This is a genomic window from Pseudomonas sp. CFBP 8771 (genome assembly GCF_014841695.1).
Taxonomy (GTDB): Bacteria; Pseudomonadota; Gammaproteobacteria; order Pseudomonadales; family Pseudomonadaceae; genus Aquipseudomonas; species Aquipseudomonas baltica.
The window spans coordinates 84,237-104,641 of record NZ_JACYUJ010000010.1 but is presented as its reverse complement, the minus strand read 5'-3'; the positions used below and the strand labels follow the sequence as shown (position 1 = coordinate 104,641).

Here is a 20,405-nt window from a genome sequence, read left to right as displayed (position 1 = left end):
AAACGGCCAACTCATTGATTAACAAGGAGTTTATCGTTTCGGCTGCGCCGGAAGTGGGGCGAATTATAGACACTTCAAATTCGCCGTCAAGCCCTTGTTTTGGATTATTCGTTTTTTAGCGTAATGCGGGCAAAAGCCTTCTTCCCAGCCTGCACTATATGGGTCGCACCCAGCGTGAAGACGAATGTCCGGTCTACCACGACGCCATCTACACGAACACTTCCGGCATTAAGTAGATCGCGAGCGCCCGCGGCGTTCTTGACCATCCCTGCTTTATTAAGGATGGCGGCGATGGGCATATCTTCAGCGCCTGCGATATCCATCTCCGGCAGATCCTCCGGCAACTCGCCCTCCTTCATGCGATTGCCCGCAGCCTTGTGCGCGCTTTGGGCGGCTTCCTCGCCATGGAATCGCGCGACGATTTCTTCGGCGAGCTTGATCTTGATGTCACGAGGATTGGCGCCGGCCTCCACGTCAGCCTTGAACGCTTCGATCTCGTCCATGCTGCGGAAGCTGAGCAGTTCGAAGTAACGCCACATCAACGCATCCGGGATGGAGACCAGCTTGCTGTACATGATGCCGGGCGCTTCCTGGATGCCGACGTAGTTACCCAGCGACTTGGACATCTTCTTCACGCCGTCCAGGCCTTCCAGCAACGGCAGGGTGACGATGCACTGAGCTTCCTGACCATAGGCGCGCTGCAACTCGCGCCCCATCAACAAGTTGAATTTCTGGTCGGTACCGCCCAGCTCGACGTCTGCGCGCAGGGCGACGGAGTCATAACCCTGAACCAGTGGATAGAGGAACTCGTGGATGGCGATCGGCTGGTTGCTGGTGTAGCGCTTGCTGAAGTCGTCACGCTCGAGCATGCGCGCCACGGTGTACTGCGAAGCCAGGCGAATGAAATCGGCCGGGCTGAGGACGTCCATCCAGGTGGAGTTGAACGCCACCTCGGTTTTGGCCGGGTCAAGGATCTTGAACACCTGGGCCTTGTAGGTTTCGGCATTCTCGAGCACCTGCTCACGGGTCAAGGGCGGGCGCGTGGCGCTCTTGCCACTGGGATCACCGATGGAGCCTGTGAAGTCACCTATAAGGAAGATGACCTGGTGACCCAGCTCCTGGAACTGCCGAAGCTTGTTGATCAGCACCGTGTGACCCAGGTGCAGATCCGGAGCGGTGGGGTCGAAGCCTGCCTTGATACGCAGCGGCTGACCGCGCTTGAGCTTCTCGACCAGTTCGGATTCGACCAGCACCTCTTCAGTGCCGCGCTTGATCAGCGCCAGCTGCTCTTCAACAGACTTCATATAGGTCCTACAACGCTCGGATTCAAAGGGCTCAACCATACAAGATCACGGGTCAAATACAAGGCGCGAGCACAGATGTGACTCATTGGCGCCAAGCAAACGTCTGCGAGCTTGCTTTAGAGGGGTTTTGGTTATATTTTATACAGTTATTTCATCTTCATCATGTCATTCATCTCATCTTTCCATCTTCAAAAGTCAAAAAATCACCTATGACCAAGCAACCGCCTAAAGCGCCGCCGCTTTATCCGAAGAGCCACCTTGTGGCTGCCAGCGGCATAGCCGCCCTCCTCAGCCTTGCCTTGCTGGTATTCCCCTCCAGTGATGTGGAAGCAAAGCGCACCACCATGAGCCTGGAAATGCCGGCTCCCGCAGAACAGCTCAAGGACGCCGAACAGGACACTCCGGTAGCCCCGATCGCCGAGCAGGCTGCTCCCGCGCCATTCGCCCAGATCGAGACCAGCGATTCGACAGACACCGAGCAGGCTGCACAGCCAGCTGCGCCGGCTACTCCTCAGGTAGCTGCGAGCAAGGAAGCGACTGTCGCCAAGGACGTCGCAGCGGTCAAGAAAGAGCCTTCGCACCGTCAAGTCGTTGTGGCCAAGGGCGACACGCTCTCCACGCTGTTCGAAAAGGTTGGTCTGCCAGCTTCCACCGCCGCCCAAGTGGTAGGCACTGACAAGAAGGCCAAGCAGTTCACCCAGCTCAAGCGTGGGCAACTGCTGGAGTTCGAGCTGTCGCCGGAAGGCGATCTGCTGGGCCTGCACAGCAAAGTCAGCGAGCTGGACACCATCCGCCTGACCAAGGCCGGCAATGGTTTCGCATTCGAGCGTGAAACCAGCAAGCCGGTGACGCGTGAAGCCTATGCGCACGGGGTCATCAAGAACTCCCTGTCGCAATCTGCGGCGCGCGCTGGACTGTCCCACAGCCAGACCATGGACATGGCCAGCATCTTCGGCTACGACGTGGACTTCGCTCAGGATATTCGCCAGGGCGATGAGTTCGATATCGTCTACGAGCAGCGTGTGCTCAACGGCAAGGTGATCGGCACTGGCGGCATCCTGGCCGCGCGCTTTACCAACCGCGGCAAGACCTATACCGCAGTCCGGTACACCAACAAGCAAGGCAACAGCAACTACTACACCGCCGATGGCAACAGCATGCGCAAGGCGTTCATTCGTACACCGGTGGACTTTGCCCGCATCAGCTCGCGCTTCTCGATGGGCCGCAAGCATCCGATCCTGAACAAGATTCGCGCGCACAAGGGTGTCGATTATGCAGCGCCACGGGGCACGCCGATCAAAGCCGCCGGTGATGGCAAGGTAACGCTGGCCGGCCGCCGCGGTGGCTACGGCAATACCGTGATCATCCAGCACGGCAACAGCTACACCACGCTGTACGGGCACATGCAGGGCTTTGCCAAGGGCATCAAGACCGGCGGCAGCGTCAAGCAAGGCCAGGTCATCGGCTACATCGGCACCACCGGTTTGTCCACGGGCCCGCACTTGCACTACGAGTTCCAGGTCAATGGTGTCCATGTTGACCCACTGGGCCAGAAGCTGCCGATGGCCGACCCGATTGCCAAGGCCGAAAAACAGCGTTTCAACCAGCTGAGCCAGCCGTTGATGGCGAAGATGGACGCCGAGCGGACGACGCTGTTGGCGAGCAAGCGCTGAGTCATGACTTACTACCTGGGGGTAATGTCCGGCACCAGCCTGGACGGGCTGGACATTGCCCTGATCGAGCAGGACCGCTCGACTCGGCTGGTCGCGACACACTACGTGCCTATGCCCGAAGCGCTGCGCCAGCAACTGCTGGAACTGTGCGCCAGCGGGCCGGATGAGATAGCCCGGGCCGCTCTGGCGGAAAACCAGTGGGTCGCGTTGGCGGCTGATGGCATATCGGCCTTGCTCACCGCACAGCAACTGGCCCCTGCAGACATCCGTGCCATCGGCAGCCACGGCCAGACCGTTCGCCACGAGCCTGCCCGTGGCTTCACCGTGCAGATTGGCAACCCTGCCCTGCTGGCAGAACTGACCCAGATCACTGTGGTAGGCGATTTTCGCCGCCGCGATGTCGCAGCCGGTGGTCAAGGTGCTCCCCTGGTGCCGGCTTTCCACGAGGCCCTGTTCGGCGCCGAAGGCGAGGCGCGTGCGGTGCTCAACGTGGGTGGTTTCAGCAACCTCAGCCTGATTGGCGGGAATACGCCGGTCAGCGGTTTCGATTGCGGACCTGGCAATGTGCTGATGGATGCCTGGATTCAGCTCAAGCGCGGCCTGGACTATGACCAGGGTGGCGCCTGGGCAGCAACCGGCACGCTACAGCCGCATTTGCTCGGCGCGCTGCTGGGCGACCCGTTCTTCGCTGGCAGCGGACCGAAAAGCACGGGCCGCGAGGTGTTCAATCTGGGGTGGCTGCAGCGACACCTGGAGGCGCGGCCCGCGCTCGCCGATGCCGACGTTCAGGCAACGCTTCTCGAGCTGACCGCGCAGAGTACCGTACAGTCGCTGCGTGTCGCCCAGCCGACCACCCATGCGCTGCTGGTCTGTGGCGGCGGCGCGCACAACCAGACGCTGATGACGCGCCTGCAAGCCTTGTTGCCAGACACTCAGGTGGCCAGTACGGCGAAAGCCGGTGTCGACCCGGACTGGGTCGAGGCAATGGCGTTCGCCTGGCTGGCCGATTGCTGCCTGCAGGGCATAGCCGCCAATCGGCCGAGCGTGACTGGCGCACGCGGCCTGCGAGTACTGGGCGCTATATACCCGGCTTGAAGCCTGACGCCTGAAACGAAAACGCCGCGCAGATGCGCGGCGTTTTTGTTGGCGCTGGATCAGATCGAGAAGGACTGACCGCAACCGCAAGTGGTGCTGGCGTTCGGGTTGTTGATGACGAACCGCGAACCTTCCAGACCTTCCTGGTAATCCACCTGCGCGCCGGCCAGGTACTGGAAGCTCATGGGATCGACCACCAGGCTGACGCCTTCGCGCTCGACGATGGTGTCGTCTTCGGCAACGTCTTCATCGAAGGTGAAGCCATACTGGAAGCCCGAGCAGCCGCCACCGGTGACGAAGACGCGCAGCTTGAGGCGATCATTACCCTCTTCGTCGACCAGGTTCTTGACCTTGATGGCGGCCCCTTGGGTGAATTGCAAAGCCATGGGGGTAAAGGATTCGACGCTCATGTAGAAGTTCTCCCGGCGTACGCCGTCATAATGCTCAATGGCAGCATTATCCGCTTCTCCTACGAAAATGGTCAAGAATTAGCCAGTGGCAAACGCAAAGAGGCCCGCAAGCGGGCCTCTGGAAACCACTGCGGCAAGCGTCAGGGCAGCATGCCGGCGTGAGACAGACCGAAGCGCTCGTCCAGGCCGAACAGGATGTTCATGTTCTGTACGGCCTGGCCCGACGCCCCCTTGACCAGGTTGTCGATGACCGAAAGCACGACGACCAGATCACCGCCCTGTGGGCGATGCACGGCGATCCGGCAGACATTGGCGCCGCGTACGCTGCGGGTCTCGGGGTGGCTGCCGGCCGGCATGACATCGACGAACGGCTCGTCGGCATAACGCGCCTCGTACAACGCCTGCAGATCGACCGATTTGTCGACGACGGTGGCGTACAGCGTGGAGTGAATGCCACGGATCATTGGAGTGAGATGGGGAACGAAGGTCAGGCCCACTTCGCCGCCAGCCGCGCGACGCAAGCCCTGGGTGATTTCAGGCAGATGGCGATGCCCCTTGACTGCGTAGGCCTTCATGCTTTCACCTGCCTCGCAGAACAACGAGCCTACGCTGGCGCCACGACCCGCGCCGCTGACACCCGACTTGCAGTCGGCGATCAGGCGCGTGTTGTCGGCCAGGCCGGCCTCGAGCAGCGGCAGGAAACCCAGCTGGGTGGCCGTGGGATAGCAACCCGGCACGGCGATCAGACGCGCCTGACGGATCTGCTCGCGGTTGACCTCGGGCAAGCCGTAGACAGCGTCGACCAGCAGCTCGGGTGCACCATGGGGCTGGCCGTACCATTTGGCCCATTCATCGGCATCCTGCAGACGGAAGTCGGCGGACAGGTCGATGATCCTGGTTCCCGCCGCGAGCAGCTCACCGGCCAGGGCATGGGCGACGCCATGGGGCGTGGCGAAGAACACCACGTCGCAAGCACCCAACGTCTTGATGTCAGGGACGCTGAACGCCAGGCCGTCGTAGTGGCCTCGCAGGTTGGGGTACAGGTCGGCAACGGGCAGGCCAGCCTCGGATCGGGAGGTAATGACCTCTACCTGCGCCTGCGGATGCTGCGCCAGCAGACGCAGTAGTTCGACCCCGGTATAACCCGTGCCGCCGACGATACCGACCTTGACCATAAACTGCCCTCTTCACGATGCGACTGGAAAGCCTTCGATGATAGGGGGCCTGCGTCTGTGTAACAACCGTTGAGATGACGTGAGCGCTGGCAGACTCTACTATCGACGCTACCGTGAACCTGGGAATAACTGGAAATGCTTTATCTATGGATCAAGGCCTTGCACATCGTCAGCGTTGTCTGCTGGTTTGCCGGGTTGTTCTACCTGCCGCGCCTGTTCGTCTACCACGCCCAGAGCGAGGACACAGTCAGCCGCGAACGCTTCGCCGTCATGGAGCGCAAGCTGTACCGCGGGATCATGACGCCGGCGATGATCGCCACGTTCATCTTCGGCATCTGGCTGATCGCGCTGTCGCCGGGCTGGATGAGCCAGGGGTGGATGCATGCCAAGCTGACCCTGGTCATCTTGTTGACCGTCTATCACCACGTATGCGGCGCGCAGATGAAGCGTTTCGCGCGGGGCGAAAACAAGCGCAGCCATGTGTTTTTCCGCTGGTTCAACGAAATTCCGGTGCTGGTGCTGCTGGCCGTGGTGATTCTGGTGGTGGTCAAGCCATTCTGATCCTGCGCACAAGCAACGCGCTCAAAGCCGGTGCGCCCTGTAGACTGTCCATATGAAATCGCGCCAGCTTGCCTGGCGCGGGTATGGAGAATTCGATGACCCGTTATGCCATGATCACAGGCGCGTCGGCAGGCCTGGGCCTGGCCATGGCCGAAGCCCTGGCCAGGCGCGGACGCAGCCTGCTGCTGGTGGCGCGCCACCGTGACCCGTTGGAAATCATCGCTGCTGAGCTGACCCAGCGCTTTGGTGTGGAAGTACTGTTTCGTGCCTGTGACCTCGGCGAGCCATTGCGGCTATCTGGTTTCCTGCTGGAGCTCGAGGAAAGCGAACGTCAGATCGACCTGCTGGTGAACTGTGCCGCCGTGCGCTCCCATGGGCATTTTCTTGCTCAGGACTGGAGCCAGGAACAGGACCTGATCGAACTGAACATTCTGGCCCTGACCCGCCTCTGCCATGCCCTGGGCAACGCCATGGCCGTGCAGGGCGGTGGGCAGATTCTCAATGTAGCCTCGCTGGCCGCGTTTCAACCCGGCCCATGGATGAGCAGCTATGCGGCCAGCAAGGCCTATGTCCTGCATTTTTCCGAAGGGTTGCGCGAGGAACTCAAGCAGACCGGGGTGAAGGTCTCGGTGCTGTGCCCGGGCCCCGTACGCGCAAGCCAACGGCGAATTCCGCGCCTGGCGGGCAGCTCGCTGGTGCTGGACGCCGAGCAGGTCGCCTTGCAGACCGTGCGCGCGCTCGCCCGCGATCGCGCGGTGATCGTGCCCGGACGGCGCAATGGCTGGCTGGCAAGGGCTCCACGCCTGTTCCCGCGCTGGCTGACGCGGAGATTGGCCGGGTGGATCAACAAGGCCTATGCCCCGCATTGAAGCAGGCAACACTGGGCGCTGGACGCAAGCCTCAGTACACTGACCCTTCGACCGCCATGGAGATGCATTGTGGATACTCTGTTTACCAAGATCATCAACCGGGAGATTCCGGCCAGGATCATCTACGAGGACGACCAGGTGTTGGCCTTCCACGATATTGCGCCCCAGGCTCCGGTGCATTTCCTGGTCATCCCGAAAAAGGCCATTCGTACGCTCAACGACCTGACCGAAGACGACAAGGGCCTGGCAGGACACATTCTGTTCACCGCCCAGCGCCTGGCCAAGGAGCTGGGTTGCGAAGAAGGTTTCCGGGTGGTGATGAACTGCAACGAACTGGGCGGTCAGACCGTCTACCACATACACATGCATGTGCTGGGGCAGCGCCAGATGAACTGGCCGCCCGGCTGACCGGCATTCATTCGAGCCGCAGCCCAGGGCTGCGCGCTCGTGCGCCAACATGCAGGCAAGATTTCAACGGAGGTGCCCATGGCTACCCAGCGTCACTACTCGCCGATTGACCGATTGTTGCTGCAGGCCGACACGGCCATGCGCACCCTGCTGCCGTTCAGCGGCCATCCGTCGCGACCGTCGCCGGCCGTCGTCCAGCCCGAGGTGACGATGGACAAGCAACAGAGCCGGCACGTGGCCGGACTGATGCGCATCAATCACACCGGTGAGGTCTGCGCGCAGGCACTGTACCAAGGCCAGGCACTGACTGCGAAGCTGCCTCAGGTGCGCAAGGCCATGGAGCATGCAGCAGAAGAGGAAGTGGATCACCTGGCCTGGTGCGAGCAGCGCATTCGTCAATTGGGCAGCCATACCAGTGTGCTCAATCCGCTGTTCTATGGGATGTCGTTCGGTATCGGTGCAGCCGCAGGGATTATCAGTGACCGTGTGAGCTTGGGCTTCGTGGCAGCCACCGAGCACCAGGTGGTCAAGCACCTCGACGAGCATCTGCTGCAACTGCCTGCCGAGGACGTGAAATCGCGGGCGATCCTGGCGCAGATGCGCAGTGATGAGCAGGCCCACGCCGAATCGGCGCTCGACGCCGGCGGAGCCAGGTTTCCGGCACCGATACGCTTTGGCATGAGTTTGCTGGCCAAGGTCATGACCAAGAGCACCTATCGCATCTGAATGCGCATGGGGCATGCAGAAAGGGCGCTCGGTGAGCGCCCTTTTTCATTCATCCCAGCTCGACGATCTCGTAGTCATGGGTGATCTCGACGCCGGCGCGTCCCAGCATGATGGATGCCGAGCAATACTTCTCTGCCGAGAGTTCCACCGCACGCTTGACCTGGGCCTCTTTCAAGCCGCGGCCCTTGACCACGAAATGCAGGTGGATCTTGGTGAAGACCTTGGGGTCTTCGCTGGCGCGTTCGGCTTCCAGAAAGGCCTCGCAGCTTTCGATGGGTTGCCGCGATTTCTTGAGAATGCTGACCACGTCATAGTTGCTGCAGCCGCCCAGGCCCAGCAGCAACATTTCCATGGGGCGCACGCCCAGGTTGCGACCGCCGCTTTCGGGAGGCCCGTCCATGACCACGACATGGCCGCTGCCTGACTCGCCCAGAAACATGGCCTCGCCGGCCCATTGAATACGCGCCTTCATCTTTCCGGACTCCCGTGTTCATAAAGCGGGTGAGCTTAACACAGCGCAGTTGTAACGATTGATGAGGCAGGATCGGCCGAACCGCCTGCCTCGCCTTCTAAATGGCGTGTGACTCTGGAGTGTGTCTGATAAGCTGACGCCAATGTACTGGCGTATCGCCGTGATTCATGCAGATAGATTGCCCTTTCCGGAACCAAGTCATGACCGCTGCCGCGCACAAGATCAAGAACCTCGAGAAGCTGCTCGCACACGGTCAGCGTTATCGGTTCGCCGCCAAGACCACCTTGATTGCCGCAGGTGCGCGTGACGACTCGCTTTCGTTGATTCTCAAAGGTTCGGCGACGGTGGTGATCGAGGCGGAGGAAGGTCGGGAGCTGGTGATTGCCTACCTCAACGTTGGCGATTTCTTCGGCGAGCTGGGCCTGTTTCAGACTGCAAGCGGCACACAGGCACACAACGCATGGGTACGCGCCAAGACCGAATGCGAAGTGGTGCAGATCAGCTATGCCGCGTTTCGCGAATTGGCCCAGCAGGAGCCGGAGATGCTCTACGCGGTGGGTGGACAGATGGCGCAACGTCTGCGCGACACTACGCGCAAGGTCGGCGACCTGGCGTTCTTCGATGTGACCGGACGGGTTGCCCGCTGCCTGCTCGACCTGTGCAAGCAGCCCGACGCCATGACCCACCCCGATGGCATGCAGATCAAGATTACCCGGCAGGAAATCGGGCGTATCGTGGGTTGTTCACGAGAGATGGTCGGTCGCGTGCTCAAGGACCTGGAGGAGCGTAGCGTGGTCCATGTCAAAGGCAAGACCATGGTGGTGTTCGGCACGCGCTGAGCGCAAGGCAGCCTCGACGCTCGGGCAGCGTTCAGGCCAACGCCGACAGCATCCGCGTATAGACGGCGTGCAGTTCGTCGATCAGGTCAGGGGCGGGATGACGTTCATGCAGCGCGATATGGCTGTCGGCCTTGACCCGCTGTTCCAGACCACACTGCCGATTGAACAGATTGACCGCTGCTGCCATGGATTCACGCTCGTCATCCATCAGCATCGCCCCGTGCACCAACACCACCGGACGTGTGCCGCTCAAGCCCTGGCGCCAACGCTGCGCCGTGCCGACCCATTTGCGGCCGTCGAGATTGACGTTGAAACGGCCATCGCAAAAAGCCCCTTCTATTTCCCCCAACGACGCACTGCCACCCAGCCGTTCAAGGGCATCGAGCAACGGCTGGCACAGGCGGCGGTAAGCCGTTTCGATACGGTGCTGGTCGCCCTCAGGCTGCGGAGCGACATACACCAACGCGACGTTGATGGTGGATGACGACTGGGGCACCGGTTCGCCGCCGGTTTCGCGCAGCAGCACCGGCCAGCCGCTGGCGGCCGAGGCGAGGCTGGCCTCCTGGAAACCATCGAGGCGGCTCATGCGTCGTGGCATCACCAGCGTGCGATCCGTCGGGCACCAGAACAGCAAACCCCAGGCTTGCTCGCCTTTGCAGACAGCGCCGAGCAGATCCTGCTCGGCGCGCAAACCCTGTTCCGTAGGCAAATGCACAAGCATTGACTGAGACTCATGAGGTGAAGGCCAAGGCGGCCGTTGGATCAGGGGAAGAACAACCGCTGCAGCTCCAGGCCTGGATCTTCGGCGCGCATGAATGCTTCGCCGACCAGGAAGGAGTAGATCCCGTTGATTTCCATCAACTGGACATCGGCGCGGTTGAAAATTCCGCTCTCGGTGATCACCAGGCGATCACGTGGAATGCGTGGAAGCAGATCCAGGGTGGTTTCCAGGCTGACGTCGAAGGTGTGCAGGTTGCGGTTGTTGACCCCGACCAGCGGTGTGTCCAAGGTGTTCAGCGCGCGCTCCAGCTCATCGCCGTCGTGCACTTCGACCAGCACGTCGAGGCCGAGCCCTTTGGCCACGGCGGCAAGTTCAGCCATTTGCGCATCCTGCAGTGCCGAGACGATCAGCAGGATACAGTCGGCGCCCAGTGCCCGTGCCTCGATCACCTGATAGGGGTCGATCATGAAGTCCTTGCGGATCACCGGCAGCTGGCAGGCGCCGCGTGCCTGTTGCAAGTACAGGTCGGCGCCCTGGAAAAAGTCGATGTCGGTCAGCACCGACAGGCAGGTAGCCCCGCCCTTCTCGTAGCTGCGGGCGATGTCGGCCGGAACGAAGTGTTCGCGGATGACGCCCTTGCTTGGCGAAGCTTTCTTGACCTCGGCGATCACGGCTGGCCGCTTCGAAGCAGCCTGGGTGATCAAGGCCTGGGCAAACCCGCGCGGTGCGTCGGCTGCTGTGGCAAGACGCTCAAGCTCGGCGAGGCTGACTCGCGCGCGCCGTTCGGCCACTTCCTGCGCCTTGCGCGCCAGTATGTTTTCCAGCACGGTGGGCACGCTCATGCTTCGTTCTCCTGCTTGAATACCGCGGTAAAGGCACCCAGTTCTTCGAGCTTTTCGCGGGCCAGCCCGGTGTGCAATGCATCGTGAGCCATGGCCACGCCCTCTTTCAGGCTGCTCGCCACGTCGGCAGCGTACAGCGCGGCGCCGGCGTTGAGCACGATCATTTCGGCCGCTTTCTCGCCCTGCTCGGTCTTGCGCCGACCCAAGGCGTCGCGGATCAATTCGAGCGAGGCTGCCGGGCTGTCGACCACCAGGCCATGCAAGCTCTGGCTCTTGATGCCGAGGTCTTCGGGCTCGACCCAATATTCGCTGACCTCGCCATTCTTGAGCTCGGCAACGAAGGTCGGCGCGGCAAGGCTGAATTCGTCCAGGCCATCGCGCGAATGCACCACCAGTACATGCTTGCTGCCTAGGCGCGCGAGCACTTCGGCCAGCGGTCGGCACAAGGCCTGGGTGAACACACCCACCACCTGATGCTTGACGCCGGCCGGGTTGGTCAGCGGGCCGAGCATGTTGAACAGGGTCCGCAGGCCCAGGTCGCGGCGCGGGATGGCCGCGTGCTTCATGGCACTGTGATGGGCCTGGGCGAACATGAAGCCGATGCCGACGCTGTCGATGCAGCGGGCGACCTGCTGTGCGTCCAGGTTGAGGTAGACCCCGGCAGCTTCGAGCAGGTCGGCGCTGCCGCTCTTGCCGGACACCGCGCGGTTGCCATGCTTGGCCACCGTGCAGCCGGCTGCCGCGACGACCAATGCCGAGGCGGTGGACACGTTGAAGATGTTGGCGCCGTCGCCACCGGTGCCGACGATGTCGACCACTTTGTCCAGGGTTCGCAGTTCGACCTTGCTGGCGAGTTCGCGCATTGCCGTCACGGCGCCGACGATCTCGTCGATGGTTTCGCTTTTCATGCGCATGCCCATCATGAAGGCGCCGATCTGCGCTTCGCTGCACTGGCCGGTCATGATGTCGAGCATCACCGCGCGCATTTCCTCGGTGGTGAGGTCCAGCTGGCTGACGATACGGGTCAGCGCGCTCTTGATATCCATGGGTATTCCTTAGCCCTGGCGGCTGCCGCCGGTCTGCTTGAGAAAGTTGGCGAACAGCTCGTGGCCTTGCTCGGTCAGGATCGATTCGGGGTGGAACTGCACGCCTTCGACATTCAGAGTCTTGTGCCGCAGGCCCATGATTTCGTCCACCGTGCCGTCTTCGTGGGTCGTCCAGGCCGTGAGCTCCAGGCACTCGGGCAAGGTCTGGGCCTTCACCACCAATGAGTGGTAGCGGGTGACGGTCAGCGGGTGATTGAGGCCTTCGAACACACCCAGGTCGGTGTGGGTGATCGGGCTGGTCTTGCCGTGCATGACCTGACGGGCGCGGACCACGTCGCCACCGAAGGCCTGGCCGATGGACTGGTGGCCCAGGCAGACGCCGAGGATCGGTAGCTTGCCGGCAAAATGCCGGATCACGTCGAGGGAAACACCGGCTTCGTTGGGAGTGCAGGGACCGGGCGACACGACGATGCGCTCAGGTGCCAAGGCTTCGATCTGGGCGATGCTGAGTTCATCGTTGCGGATGACTTTGACGTCGGCGCCCAGTTCGCCCAGGTACTGCACGACGTTGTAGGTAAAGGAGTCGTAATTGTCGATCATGAGCAACATGGTGCTTAACCTCTCGAATCTGCTGACGGACCACCTGCTCGCTGGAACCGGTGGACACTGGCTTGCCGGGTCCGGAATCAGTCTGACGACTGCTCGGCCAGGGCCACGGCCTTGAACATGGCGCGACGCTTGTTCAGCGTCTCTTCCCATTCCAGCGCAGGCACCGAGTCGGCGACGATGCCGCCGCCGGCCTGCACGTGCAGCTCACCGTTCTTGATGACCGCGGTACGAATGGCGATCGCGGTGTCCATGTTGCCGTTCCAGGCGAAGTAGCCGACCGCGCCGCCGTAGACACCGCGCTTGACCGGCTCCAGCTCGTCGATGATTTCCATGGCGCGGATCTTCGGCGCGCCGGACAAGGTGCCTGCCGGCAGAATGGCGCGCAGGGCGTCCATCGCGGTCAGGCCCTGCTTGAGGTGGCCGGTCACGTTGGACACGATATGCATCACGTTGGAGTAACGCTCGATGACCATCTTTTCGGTCAGCTTCACCGAGCCGACTTCCGATACCCGGCCCACGTCGTTGCGGCCCAGGTCGATCAACATCAAGTGCTCGGCGATCTCCTTGTCGTCGGACAGCAGGTCGACTTCAAGCGCATGGTCGGCTTCTTCGGTAGCACCGCGTGGGCGCGTTCCGGCAATCGGGCGTACGGTGATCAGGTCGTCCTCGACACGCACCAGTACTTCGGGTGAGCTGCCGACCACATGGAAGTCGCCGAAATTGAAGAAGTACATGTAGGGCGTTGGGTTGAAGCAGCGCAGTGCGCGGTACAGGTCGATCGGCGCGGCCTTGAAGTCGATGGACATGCGCTGTGACGGCACCACCTGCATGACGTCGCCCGCCAGGATGTACTCCTTGATGGTGTCGACGGCGCCTTCGTAGTCGGACTGGGTAAAGCTTGAACGAAACACCGGGTCACTGGCCTGCGGGCGGTTGAAATCCAGACCGCGGCGCGGGGCGATGGGCTGGCGCAGTCGGTCCATCAAGGTGTCGAGCTGGCTGCGGGCCTGTTCGTACGCGTCGGCCTGGGCGGGATCGGCGAGGACGATGGCGTGCATCTTGCCCGCCAGGTTGTCGAACACCACCACGGCGTCGGACACCATCAGCAGGATGTCCGGAACCCCCAGCGGATCGGGGTTGGGGCACTGGCCCAGGCGTTTTTCAACGTAGCGCACGCAGTCGTAGCCGAAGTAACCGACCAGGCCACCGTTGAAGCGTGGCAGACCGGCAATGCTCGGCACGTTGTAGCGCGCCTTGAAAGCTTCGACGAAGGCCAACGGGTCTTCGACTTCGCACGCTTCGATCTCGACGCCGTCGCAGGTCACGCTGGCGTGGTAGCCATGGACGCGCAGGACGGTGCGGCACGGCAGGCCGATGATCGAGTAACGGCCCCACTTCTCGCCGCCCTGCACCGATTCCAGCAGGTAGGAATTGGGCTGGTCGGCCAGCTTCAGGTAGATGGACAGGGGTGTGTCGAAGTCGGCCAGGGTTTCGTGGGCCATCGGAATGCGGTTGTAGCCTTCGGCAGCCAGGCGCAGGAAGTCTTCGCGGGTCATGATTCAGCCTCGTGATGGAGGGGTCGAACGGTCTGTGGGCAAACGTTGGAACGGAAAAGTCAGGCGCGCCAACGCCAGCGGGCCAGGGCCTTGATGACTTTCATCCAGAGTTTGCGAGTGACCACCACGATGGAATCTCTATGAGCGGGGGAGTTGCCGTTGGCCAACGTTATCCCAGTGGCCGGATCGAAGCAACCAGGCATCAGCGCGCGCAGATCGTCGATCACCAGCGCCGGTGATTCCTCGGCGATCGGACGCCCGTGATTGTAGCCGTAGCTGAGCGCAATACAGGTCACGCCGGCAGCCTTGGCCGCCTGCACGTCGCTGCGTGAATCGCCGACGAACAAGGAATGCTGCGCCTTGACCTTGGCCATTTTCATGACGAAAAACAGGGCAGCCGGATCGGGCTTCTGCTGGGGCAGCGTGTCGCCGCCAATGATCCACTTGAAATAGCGGCCCAGGCCCATCTGGTCCAGCAAGGGGGCGACGAAGCGCTCCGGCTTGTTGGTGATCAGCGCCATCTTCACGCGTTTCTTGTGCAGCCATTTCAGTGTTTCGTGCACGCCTGGGTAGACCTGGGTCAAGGCATGGCTGGACGCATAGGCCGCCGAGAAAAGCTCGAGGGCGTGCGCGGTTTCCGCCTCGCCCACGTGCTGGTGCTCGAGGCCACCCGCGAGCGCCCGGCGAACCAGCACGCGGGCACCGTTGCCAACCCATTCGCGGACAGCTTCGAGCCCCGCCGGCGCGCGCCCCAACTGGGCCAGCATGGTGTCGACGGCGGCGGCCAGATCGGGTACGGAGTCCACCAGCGTGCCGTCCAGGTCGAACATCACCAGCCGTGGCAGGCCGCCGGGAAACAGCTGCTCCATGGCACTCATGAACGGGCCAGCGTCAATTCCGTGCGCATTTGCTCGATCACATGGCGGTAGTCCGGCGCGTTGAAGATGGCCGAGCCGGCAACGAAAGTGTCGGCCCCGGCGGCGGCGATCTCGCGGATGTTGGCGACGTTGACGCCACCGTCGATCTCCAGGCGGATATCGCGGCCGCTGGCGTCGATCAGGGCGCGGGCTTCGCGCAGCTTGTTCAGCGTACCGGGAATGAACTTCTGGCCGCCGAAGCCGGGGTTGACGCTCATCAGGAGGATCATGTCGACCTTGTCCATGACGTATTCGAGCAGGTTCAGCGGTGTGGCCGGGTTGAATACCAGACCGGCCTTGCAGCCGCCCTCGCGGATCAATTGCAGCGAGCGGTCGATGTGCTGGGTCGCCTCGGGGTGGAAGGTGATGTAGCTGGCACCTGCCTCGATGAAGTCGCCGATGATGCGGTCGACCGGGCTGACCATCAGATGGACATCGATGGGCGCGCTGACGCCGTATTTGCGCAGCGCCGCACACACCATCGGGCCGATGGTGAGGTTGGGGACATAGTGGTTGTCCATCACGTCGAAGTGGACGATATCGGCGCCAGCGGCGAGTACGTTATCGACTTCTTCGCCCAGGCGGGCGAAGTCCGCGGAGAGTATGGACGGGGCAATTGCGAAGGGCTGCATGGCGCACCTATTCAGGCTGGAATCACGGTGGCGCGCATTGTAGCTCAGCTGGGATGAGCGGGCGAACAAGCCCTGTCAAACGGCGGCGGTGCGCAGCTTTTCGCCGCGGCCGCGCAGCCATTCCAGTACCAGCAGCAGCAACACCGAGAAGACGATCAGCAGGGTGGCGGCGGCGGCGATGGTCGGGCTGAGGTTCTCGCGGATGCCGCTGAACATCTGCCGAGGCAAGGTGGCCTGCTCCGGCCCGGCCAGGAACAGGGTCACCACCACTTCATCGAACGAGGTGGCAAAGGCGAACAGCGCGCCGGAAATCACCCCCGGTGCAATCAGCGGCAGGGTCACCCGACGGAACGTGGTCAGCGGCGAAGCGCCAAGGCTGGCCGCCGCCCGCACCAGGTTGTGGTTGAAACCCTGCAACGTCGCCGACACCGTGATGATCACGAACGGTACACCCAGCACCGCGTGCACCACGATCAGCGAGAGAAAGCTGTTGCCCATCCCCAGCGGCGCGAAGAACAGATAACTGGCCACGCCGATGATCACCACCGGTACCACCATCGGCGAAATGACCAAGGCCATCACCAGGGACTTGCCAGGGAAGTCGCCGCGGGTCAGACCGATTGCTGCCAGGGTACCGAAGATCATCGCGACGACCGTGGCGGCCGGGGCGATGATCACGCTGTTGCGCAGCGCGCGCATCCACTCTGCCGAACCGAAGAAATCCTGGTACCAGTGCAGCGAAAAGCCCTGCAGGGGATACACCAGAAAGCTGCCGGAGTTGAACGACAGCGGAATGATCACCAGTACCGGCAGGATCAGGAACAGCAGAATCAAACCGCACAGGATGCGCAGGGTGTAGAACCACAGGCGTTCGATGGGCGACAGGTAAGGGCTCGTCATGTCAGTGTTCCTCAGCTCAGGCGCAGGCGGCTGGCGCCGACCAGCCAGCTATAGATCAGGTACAACACCACGGTGGCCAGAAGCAGCAGGCCGCCCAGCGCGGTCGCCATTCCCCAGTTGATGCTGGTGTTGGTGTAGAAGGCCACGAAGTAGCTGACCATCTGGTCGTTGGGGCTGCCCAGCAGCGCCGGAGTGATGTAATAGCCGATGGCCAGGATGAACACCAGCAGGCAGCCGGCGCCAACCCCGGCGTAGGTCTGCGGGAAGTACACCCGCCAGAAGCTGGCGAACGGATGGCAACCCAGGGAAATGGCCGCACGCATGTAAGTGGGCGAGATGCCTTTCATCACGCTGTAGATGGGCAGGATCATGAACGGCAGCAGGATGTGCACCATGGAGATGTAGACCCCGGCGCGGTTGAACACCAGCTCCAGCGGTTTATCGATGATGCCCATGGCCATCAGTGCGCTGTTGATCAGACCGCCCGATTGCAGCAGCACGATCCAGGCGGCGACACGCACCAGGATGGACGTCCAGAAGGGCAGCAGCACCAGGATCATCAGCAGATTGCTCTGCCGGGTCGGCAGGTTGGCCAGCAGATAGGCCAAGGGATAGGCCAGCGCCAGGCAGATGGCGGTGATTACCAGCCCCATCCAGAACGTGCGGGCGAAGATGTCCAGGTAGATGGCCTGGTCCGGCGTGGCAGGCGCCACCTCGCCGAGGTCGTCGATGCGGTGATCGACCGCCGCCAGCAGGTAGAACGGGGTGAGGGTGCTGGTGTTGCGGCGGATCGCCTGCCAGTAGGCCGGGTCACCCCAGCGCTCGTCGAGTGCCTGCAGCGCCTCTTTGTAGGAGGCCGGTTCGGTCTTGAACGGCAGGGCACGAGCGGTTTTCGCCAGCAGGCTGCGGTAGCCGGCCAGCTCCATGTTCAGACGCTTGGACAGATCGCCCAGGCTTTGATTCTTGCGCGACTCGGCGAGGTCCTCGGCCAGTGACCGGTACACCGGTTCGTCGGGCAGGCCCTTCCCGTCCCACGCGGTCACGGCCGCCACGGTGCGCGGCATGCCTTCGACCACTTCGGGGTTGCCGACGCTTTTGTACAGGAGCGCGGCGATGGGCACCAGAAACACCAGCAGCAGGAACAGCACCAGCGGCGCAATCAACGCCTGGGCTTTCCAGCGGTTGCGCCGTTCGGCCCGGGACAGCCGCTGTTTCAAGGTGAGGCTGGCGTCCTGTTTGAGAGGCACTGCGACGGCCATGGTCAACTCCGCGAATCATTCAGGTCTAAAAAGGCGCGCCCGGCACGCGCGCCCATGACAGCGTTGCCGCGACGCGTGTTACTTGGCCGCCCAGGCATTGAAGCGCTGTTCCAGTTGCTCGCCGTTGTCGGCCCAGAAGCTCACGTCGATCTGCACCTGATTGACGATGTTTTCCGGCGTGGTCGGCATGTCCTTGAGAATGTCCTTGTTCAGCAGCGGCACGGCCTGGGTATTGGCCGGGCCGTAGGCGATGTTTTCCGAGTAGGTTTTCTGCTGCTGCGGCGCGACCGACCAGGCGATGAATTTCTTGGCGGCTTCGACATTCTTCGCCCCCTTGGGAATGGCCCAGGCATCGAAGTCATAGATGCCGCCGTTCCAGACCACTTTCAGGTTGCTCTCTTTCTGCACGGCAGCGATGCGCCCGTTGTAGGCCGAGCTCATGACCACGTCGCCGGAGGCCAGGTACTGCGGCGGCTGGGCACCGGCCTCCCACCACTGGATGCTGGGCTTGAGTTCATCGAGTTTCTTGAAGGCGCGGTCCTGGCCGGCCTTGGTGGCGAGCACCGAATACACGTCTTTGGGCGCCACGCCGTCGGCCATCAGGGCGAATTCCAGGGTGTACTTGGCACCCTTGCGCAAGCCACGCTTGCCCGGGAATTCCTTGGTGTTCCAGAAGTCGGTCCAACCGGTGGGCGCCGTCTTGAGTTTGTCGGTGTTGTAGGCCAGCACTGTGGACCAGACGAAGAAACCTACACCGCAGGGCTGGATGGCACCCTTGACGAAGTCTTCCTGCTTGCCGAACAGCGCCGGATCGAGCTCTTCGAACATGCCCTCGTCGCAGCCGCGGGACAACTCGGGCGATTCCACCTCCACCAGGTCCCAGGACACGCTCTTGGTATCGACCATGGCCTTGACCTTGGCCATCTCGCCGTTGTACTCACCGGCGACGATCTTGCCGGAGCCGGCCTTTTCCCACGGTTCGTAGAACGCCTTGACCTGCGCGGCCTTGTTGGCCCCGCCGAAAGACACCACGGTCAGGTCGGTAGCGGCCAACGCCTGGCCGGCCCAGAACAGGCCGAGCGTCAGCCCGGTCAATTTCAAGTGCTTGAGCATTTAATCGTCTCTCCAAGTGCAGGTGGGTCAAGCGCGGGGCGATGGTTCGCCTCTGATCGTTTTGGTACGGTTGCAGCGACTTCAGCGGTGAAGCCCTCATTGATCCAACAGCGGGTCCAGCGCGCGGGCGTGTTCCAATGGCCAGCCCAAGGGCACCACGTCGCCCACGGCCAATGCGGGGTCGAGCTGGGCGATGGGCTGCTTGACGAAGAAATCGGTCTTGCCGCACACCTCCAGGCGCACCCGTACGTGATCGCCCAGGTAGATGAATTCGGCGACTCGCCCCGAGAAGCGGTTGATGCACTCGCCGCTGTGGCCGTTCAGGCGAACCCGTTCGGGCCGAATCGACAGGGTCACCGGTGCGCCTATCTGGCCGACATTGATCGCCAGCGCCTCGATTTTTTCACCCCGTGGCAGTTCGACGATGCAGCGCTCGCCCTCGCGGCTGAGCAGACGTCCGTTGATGCGGTTGTTTTCGCCGATGAAGTTGGCGACGAAGGTGTTCTTCGGCTCCTCGTAGAGGGCGCGGGGTGGGGCGATCTGCTGGATCTCGCCCTGATGGAACACGGCCACGCGGTCGGACATGGTCAGCGCCTCGCCCTGATCGTGGGTCACGTACACCACGGTGACGCCCAGGCGCTGGTGCAGGTGCTTGATCTCCATCTGCATGTGCTCGCGCAGCTGTTTGTCCAGGGCGCCCAGCGGTTCGTCCATGAGCACCAGTTGCGGCTCGAAAACCAAGGCGCGGGCCAGGGCCACACGCTGTTGCTGCCCGCCGGACAGCTGCGCCGGATAGCGGTGGGCAAAGGCATCGAGCTGGACCATGCCGAGCACCCGTTTGACCCGCTCGCTGATGTCGGTCTTGCTCAGGCCGCGCACGGACAGGGGGAAGGCCAGGTTTTCCGCCACGGTCATGTGCGGAAACAGGGCGTAGTTCTGGAACACCATACCGATGTCACGCTTGTGCGGCGGCACGTGGTTGATCGAGCGTCCGGACAGCTGGATTTCCCCCGCCGTGGGGGTTTCGAAGCCTGCCAGCATCATCAGGCTGGTGGTCTTGCCGGAGCCGGAGGGGCCGAGGAGCGTAAGGAACTCGCCCTTGCGGATGTCCAGGTTGAGGTCCTTGACGATGAGGTTTTCACCGTCATAGCTTTTCTGCACGCCACGGAAGCTGACCAGTATCTCGTCCGTACTTGCGCTTGCCTCGCTCATACCCACACCTTTGTTGAATGACTGCCGTGGGGTCAAGCCTAGAGAAGGCCGCAACCCTTGCAAATC

Annotated in this window: 22 protein-coding genes; 7 read left to right on the top strand and 15 right to left on the bottom strand. The window is 62.4% G+C overall.

The genetic code is table 11. From position 1 onward, the window contains the following. Positions 1-104 precede the first annotated feature (104 nt). Positions 105-1,304 carry a tyrosine--tRNA ligase gene (tyrS, locus tag IFT80_RS20785; protein WP_185795312.1) on the bottom strand — a complete coding sequence of 400 codons (1,200 nt, stop codon included), beginning with the start codon at positions 1,302-1,304 and terminating at the stop codon, positions 105-107. 209 nt (positions 1,305-1,513) lie between these two features. Here tyrS and IFT80_RS20780 point away from each other — a divergent pair, with 209 nt between their 5' ends. Both IFT80_RS20780 and IFT80_RS20775 read left to right on the top strand, forming a co-directional pair. Then, positions 1,514-2,977, top strand: a complete 1,464-nt coding sequence (locus IFT80_RS20780) for a peptidoglycan DD-metalloendopeptidase family protein (protein ID WP_192138250.1) — start codon at positions 1,514-1,516, stop codon at positions 2,975-2,977. Between the two features lie 3 nt (positions 2,978-2,980). Then, positions 2,981-4,072 (top strand): anhydro-N-acetylmuramic acid kinase, encoded by a 1,092-nt coding sequence (locus IFT80_RS20775; protein WP_192138248.1) that lies wholly within the window; start codon positions 2,981-2,983, stop codon positions 4,070-4,072. Positions 4,073-4,131: 59 nt separating this feature from the next. Here the strand turns inward: IFT80_RS20775 and erpA are convergent, their stop codons facing one another. Continuing rightward, positions 4,132-4,482, bottom strand: a complete 351-nt coding sequence (gene erpA, locus IFT80_RS20770; protein WP_122477191.1) for an iron-sulfur cluster insertion protein ErpA — start codon at positions 4,480-4,482, stop codon at positions 4,132-4,134. Positions 4,483-4,622: 140 nt separating this feature from the next. After that, positions 4,623-5,657, bottom strand: coding sequence for an N-acetyl-gamma-glutamyl-phosphate reductase (gene argC, locus IFT80_RS20765; RefSeq protein ID WP_192138246.1), 1,035 nt, complete (start codon positions 5,655-5,657; stop codon positions 4,623-4,625). 135 nt (positions 5,658-5,792) lie between these two features. Here argC and hemJ point away from each other — a divergent pair, with 135 nt between their 5' ends. The 4 genes from hemJ to coq7 all read left to right on the top strand — a co-directional run bounded on the left by hemJ (position 5,793) and on the right by coq7 (position 8,221). After that, positions 5,793-6,218, top strand: a complete 426-nt coding sequence (gene hemJ, locus IFT80_RS20760; protein ID WP_192138244.1) for a protoporphyrinogen oxidase HemJ — start codon at positions 5,793-5,795, stop codon at positions 6,216-6,218. A 95-nt stretch (positions 6,219-6,313) separates the two neighbouring features. Beyond that, a complete protein-coding gene (locus tag IFT80_RS20755) occupies positions 6,314-7,087 on the top strand; it encodes an SDR family NAD(P)-dependent oxidoreductase (protein WP_185795316.1) in 774 nt (257 codons plus the stop codon). 69 nt (positions 7,088-7,156) lie between these two features. Further along, positions 7,157-7,495 (top strand): histidine triad nucleotide-binding protein, encoded by a 339-nt coding sequence (locus IFT80_RS20750; RefSeq protein ID WP_043192498.1) that lies wholly within the window; start codon positions 7,157-7,159, stop codon positions 7,493-7,495. 78 nt (positions 7,496-7,573) lie between these two features. Further along, positions 7,574-8,221 carry a 2-polyprenyl-3-methyl-6-methoxy-1,4-benzoquinone monooxygenase gene (coq7, locus tag IFT80_RS20745; protein WP_122714957.1) on the top strand — a complete coding sequence of 216 codons (648 nt, stop codon included), beginning with the start codon at positions 7,574-7,576 and terminating at the stop codon, positions 8,219-8,221. A gap of 49 nt (positions 8,222-8,270) precedes the next feature. On the opposite strand, the gene IFT80_RS20740 is transcribed toward coq7, so the two are convergent. Then, positions 8,271-8,693, bottom strand: coding sequence for an OsmC family protein (locus IFT80_RS20740; RefSeq protein WP_122477181.1), 423 nt, complete (start codon positions 8,691-8,693; stop codon positions 8,271-8,273). Between the two features lie 200 nt (positions 8,694-8,893). Between IFT80_RS20740 and crp the strand changes: the two genes are divergently transcribed. After that, positions 8,894-9,532, top strand: coding sequence for a cAMP-activated global transcriptional regulator CRP (gene crp / locus IFT80_RS20735; RefSeq protein WP_122714955.1), 639 nt, complete (start codon positions 8,894-8,896; stop codon positions 9,530-9,532). Between the two features lie 31 nt (positions 9,533-9,563). On the opposite strand, the gene IFT80_RS20730 is transcribed toward crp, so the two are convergent. The 11 genes from IFT80_RS20730 to IFT80_RS20680 all read right to left on the bottom strand — a co-directional run bounded on the left by IFT80_RS20730 (position 9,564) and on the right by IFT80_RS20680 (position 20,339). Further along, complete coding sequence (locus IFT80_RS20730; protein WP_192138242.1) at positions 9,564-10,253, bottom strand: lipoate--protein ligase family protein; 690 nt, start codon at positions 10,251-10,253, stop codon at positions 9,564-9,566. Positions 10,254-10,294: 41 nt separating this feature from the next. Then, entirely contained in the window at positions 10,295-11,095 is an 801-nt protein-coding gene (gene trpC, locus IFT80_RS20725) for an indole-3-glycerol phosphate synthase TrpC (RefSeq protein WP_192138240.1), read from the bottom strand. Further along, entirely contained in the window at positions 11,092-12,141 is a 1,050-nt protein-coding gene (gene trpD, locus IFT80_RS20720; protein ID WP_122477175.1) for an anthranilate phosphoribosyltransferase, read from the bottom strand. The genes trpC and trpD overlap by 4 nt, the downstream gene beginning before the upstream one ends. A gap of 9 nt (positions 12,142-12,150) precedes the next feature. After that, positions 12,151-12,750 (bottom strand): aminodeoxychorismate/anthranilate synthase component II, encoded by a 600-nt coding sequence (locus IFT80_RS20715; protein ID WP_122477174.1) that lies wholly within the window; start codon positions 12,748-12,750, stop codon positions 12,151-12,153. A gap of 77 nt (positions 12,751-12,827) precedes the next feature. Continuing rightward, a complete protein-coding gene (gene trpE, locus IFT80_RS20710) occupies positions 12,828-14,306 on the bottom strand; it encodes an anthranilate synthase component I (RefSeq protein ID WP_192138238.1) in 1,479 nt (492 codons plus the stop codon). 59 nt (positions 14,307-14,365) lie between these two features. Beyond that, positions 14,366-15,184, bottom strand: coding sequence for a phosphoglycolate phosphatase (locus tag IFT80_RS20705; RefSeq protein WP_192138236.1), 819 nt, complete (start codon positions 15,182-15,184; stop codon positions 14,366-14,368). Continuing rightward, positions 15,181-15,855 (bottom strand): ribulose-phosphate 3-epimerase, encoded by a 675-nt coding sequence (gene rpe, locus IFT80_RS20700; RefSeq protein ID WP_122477170.1) that lies wholly within the window; start codon positions 15,853-15,855, stop codon positions 15,181-15,183. Before rpe ends, IFT80_RS20705 begins: the two co-directional genes overlap by 4 nt. 75 nt (positions 15,856-15,930) lie before the next feature. Then, positions 15,931-16,755, bottom strand: a complete 825-nt coding sequence (locus tag IFT80_RS20695) for an ABC transporter permease (RefSeq protein ID WP_122477168.1) — start codon at positions 16,753-16,755, stop codon at positions 15,931-15,933. An 11-nt stretch (positions 16,756-16,766) separates the two neighbouring features. Continuing rightward, the gene (locus IFT80_RS20690) at positions 16,767-18,014 is read right to left on the bottom strand and encodes an ABC transporter permease (RefSeq protein ID WP_122477205.1); all 1,248 of its coding nucleotides are present in this window, start codon (positions 18,012-18,014) and stop codon (positions 16,767-16,769) included. A gap of 78 nt (positions 18,015-18,092) precedes the next feature. Continuing rightward, a complete protein-coding gene (locus IFT80_RS20685; protein WP_192138234.1) occupies positions 18,093-19,127 on the bottom strand; it encodes an ABC transporter substrate-binding protein in 1,035 nt (344 codons plus the stop codon). A 96-nt stretch (positions 19,128-19,223) separates the two neighbouring features. Continuing rightward, on the bottom strand, positions 19,224-20,339 hold the full coding sequence (locus IFT80_RS20680; protein ID WP_122477165.1) for an ABC transporter ATP-binding protein: 1,116 nt from the start codon (positions 20,337-20,339) through the stop codon (positions 19,224-19,226). Positions 20,340-20,405: the final 66 nt, after the last annotated feature.

Excerpts from the sequence above, each read along its gene's own strand:
- tyrS (WP_185795312.1), bottom strand. The coding sequence starts at position 1,304 with ATGAAGTCTGTTGAAGAGCAGCTGGCGCTGATCAAGCGCGGCACTGAA.
- IFT80_RS20780 (WP_192138250.1), top strand. The coding sequence starts at position 1,514 with ATGACCAAGCAACCGCCTAAAGCGCCGCCGCTTTATCCGAAGAGCCAC.
- IFT80_RS20775 (WP_192138248.1), top strand. The coding sequence starts at position 2,981 with ATGACTTACTACCTGGGGGTAATGTCCGGCACCAGCCTGGACGGGCTG.
- erpA (WP_122477191.1), bottom strand. The coding sequence starts at position 4,482 with ATGAGCGTCGAATCCTTTACCCCCATGGCTTTGCAATTCACCCAAGGG.
- argC (WP_192138246.1), bottom strand. The coding sequence starts at position 5,657 with ATGGTCAAGGTCGGTATCGTCGGCGGCACGGGTTATACCGGGGTCGAA.
- hemJ (WP_192138244.1), top strand. The coding sequence starts at position 5,793 with ATGCTTTATCTATGGATCAAGGCCTTGCACATCGTCAGCGTTGTCTGC.
- IFT80_RS20755 (WP_185795316.1), top strand. The coding sequence starts at position 6,314 with ATGACCCGTTATGCCATGATCACAGGCGCGTCGGCAGGCCTGGGCCTG.
- coq7 (WP_122714957.1), top strand. The coding sequence starts at position 7,574 with ATGGCTACCCAGCGTCACTACTCGCCGATTGACCGATTGTTGCTGCAG.
- IFT80_RS20740 (WP_122477181.1), bottom strand. The coding sequence starts at position 8,693 with ATGAAGGCGCGTATTCAATGGGCCGGCGAGGCCATGTTTCTGGGCGAG.
- crp (WP_122714955.1), top strand. The coding sequence starts at position 8,894 with ATGACCGCTGCCGCGCACAAGATCAAGAACCTCGAGAAGCTGCTCGCA.
- IFT80_RS20730 (WP_192138242.1), bottom strand. The coding sequence starts at position 10,253 with ATGCTTGTGCATTTGCCTACGGAACAGGGTTTGCGCGCCGAGCAGGAT.
- trpC (WP_192138240.1), bottom strand. The coding sequence starts at position 11,095 with ATGAGCGTGCCCACCGTGCTGGAAAACATACTGGCGCGCAAGGCGCAG.
- trpD (WP_122477175.1), bottom strand. The coding sequence starts at position 12,141 with ATGGATATCAAGAGCGCGCTGACCCGTATCGTCAGCCAGCTGGACCTC.
- IFT80_RS20715 (WP_122477174.1), bottom strand. The coding sequence starts at position 12,750 with ATGTTGCTCATGATCGACAATTACGACTCCTTTACCTACAACGTCGTG.
- trpE (WP_192138238.1), bottom strand. The coding sequence starts at position 14,306 with ATGACCCGCGAAGACTTCCTGCGCCTGGCTGCCGAAGGCTACAACCGC.
- IFT80_RS20705 (WP_192138236.1), bottom strand. The coding sequence starts at position 15,184 with ATGAGTGCCATGGAGCAGCTGTTTCCCGGCGGCCTGCCACGGCTGGTG.
- rpe (WP_122477170.1), bottom strand. The coding sequence starts at position 15,855 with ATGCAGCCCTTCGCAATTGCCCCGTCCATACTCTCCGCGGACTTCGCC.
- IFT80_RS20695 (WP_122477168.1), bottom strand. The coding sequence starts at position 16,755 with ATGACGAGCCCTTACCTGTCGCCCATCGAACGCCTGTGGTTCTACACC.
- IFT80_RS20690 (WP_122477205.1), bottom strand. The coding sequence starts at position 18,014 with ATGGCCGTCGCAGTGCCTCTCAAACAGGACGCCAGCCTCACCTTGAAA.
- IFT80_RS20685 (WP_192138234.1), bottom strand. The coding sequence starts at position 19,127 with ATGCTCAAGCACTTGAAATTGACCGGGCTGACGCTCGGCCTGTTCTGG.
- IFT80_RS20680 (WP_122477165.1), bottom strand. The coding sequence starts at position 20,339 with ATGAGCGAGGCAAGCGCAAGTACGGACGAGATACTGGTCAGCTTCCGT.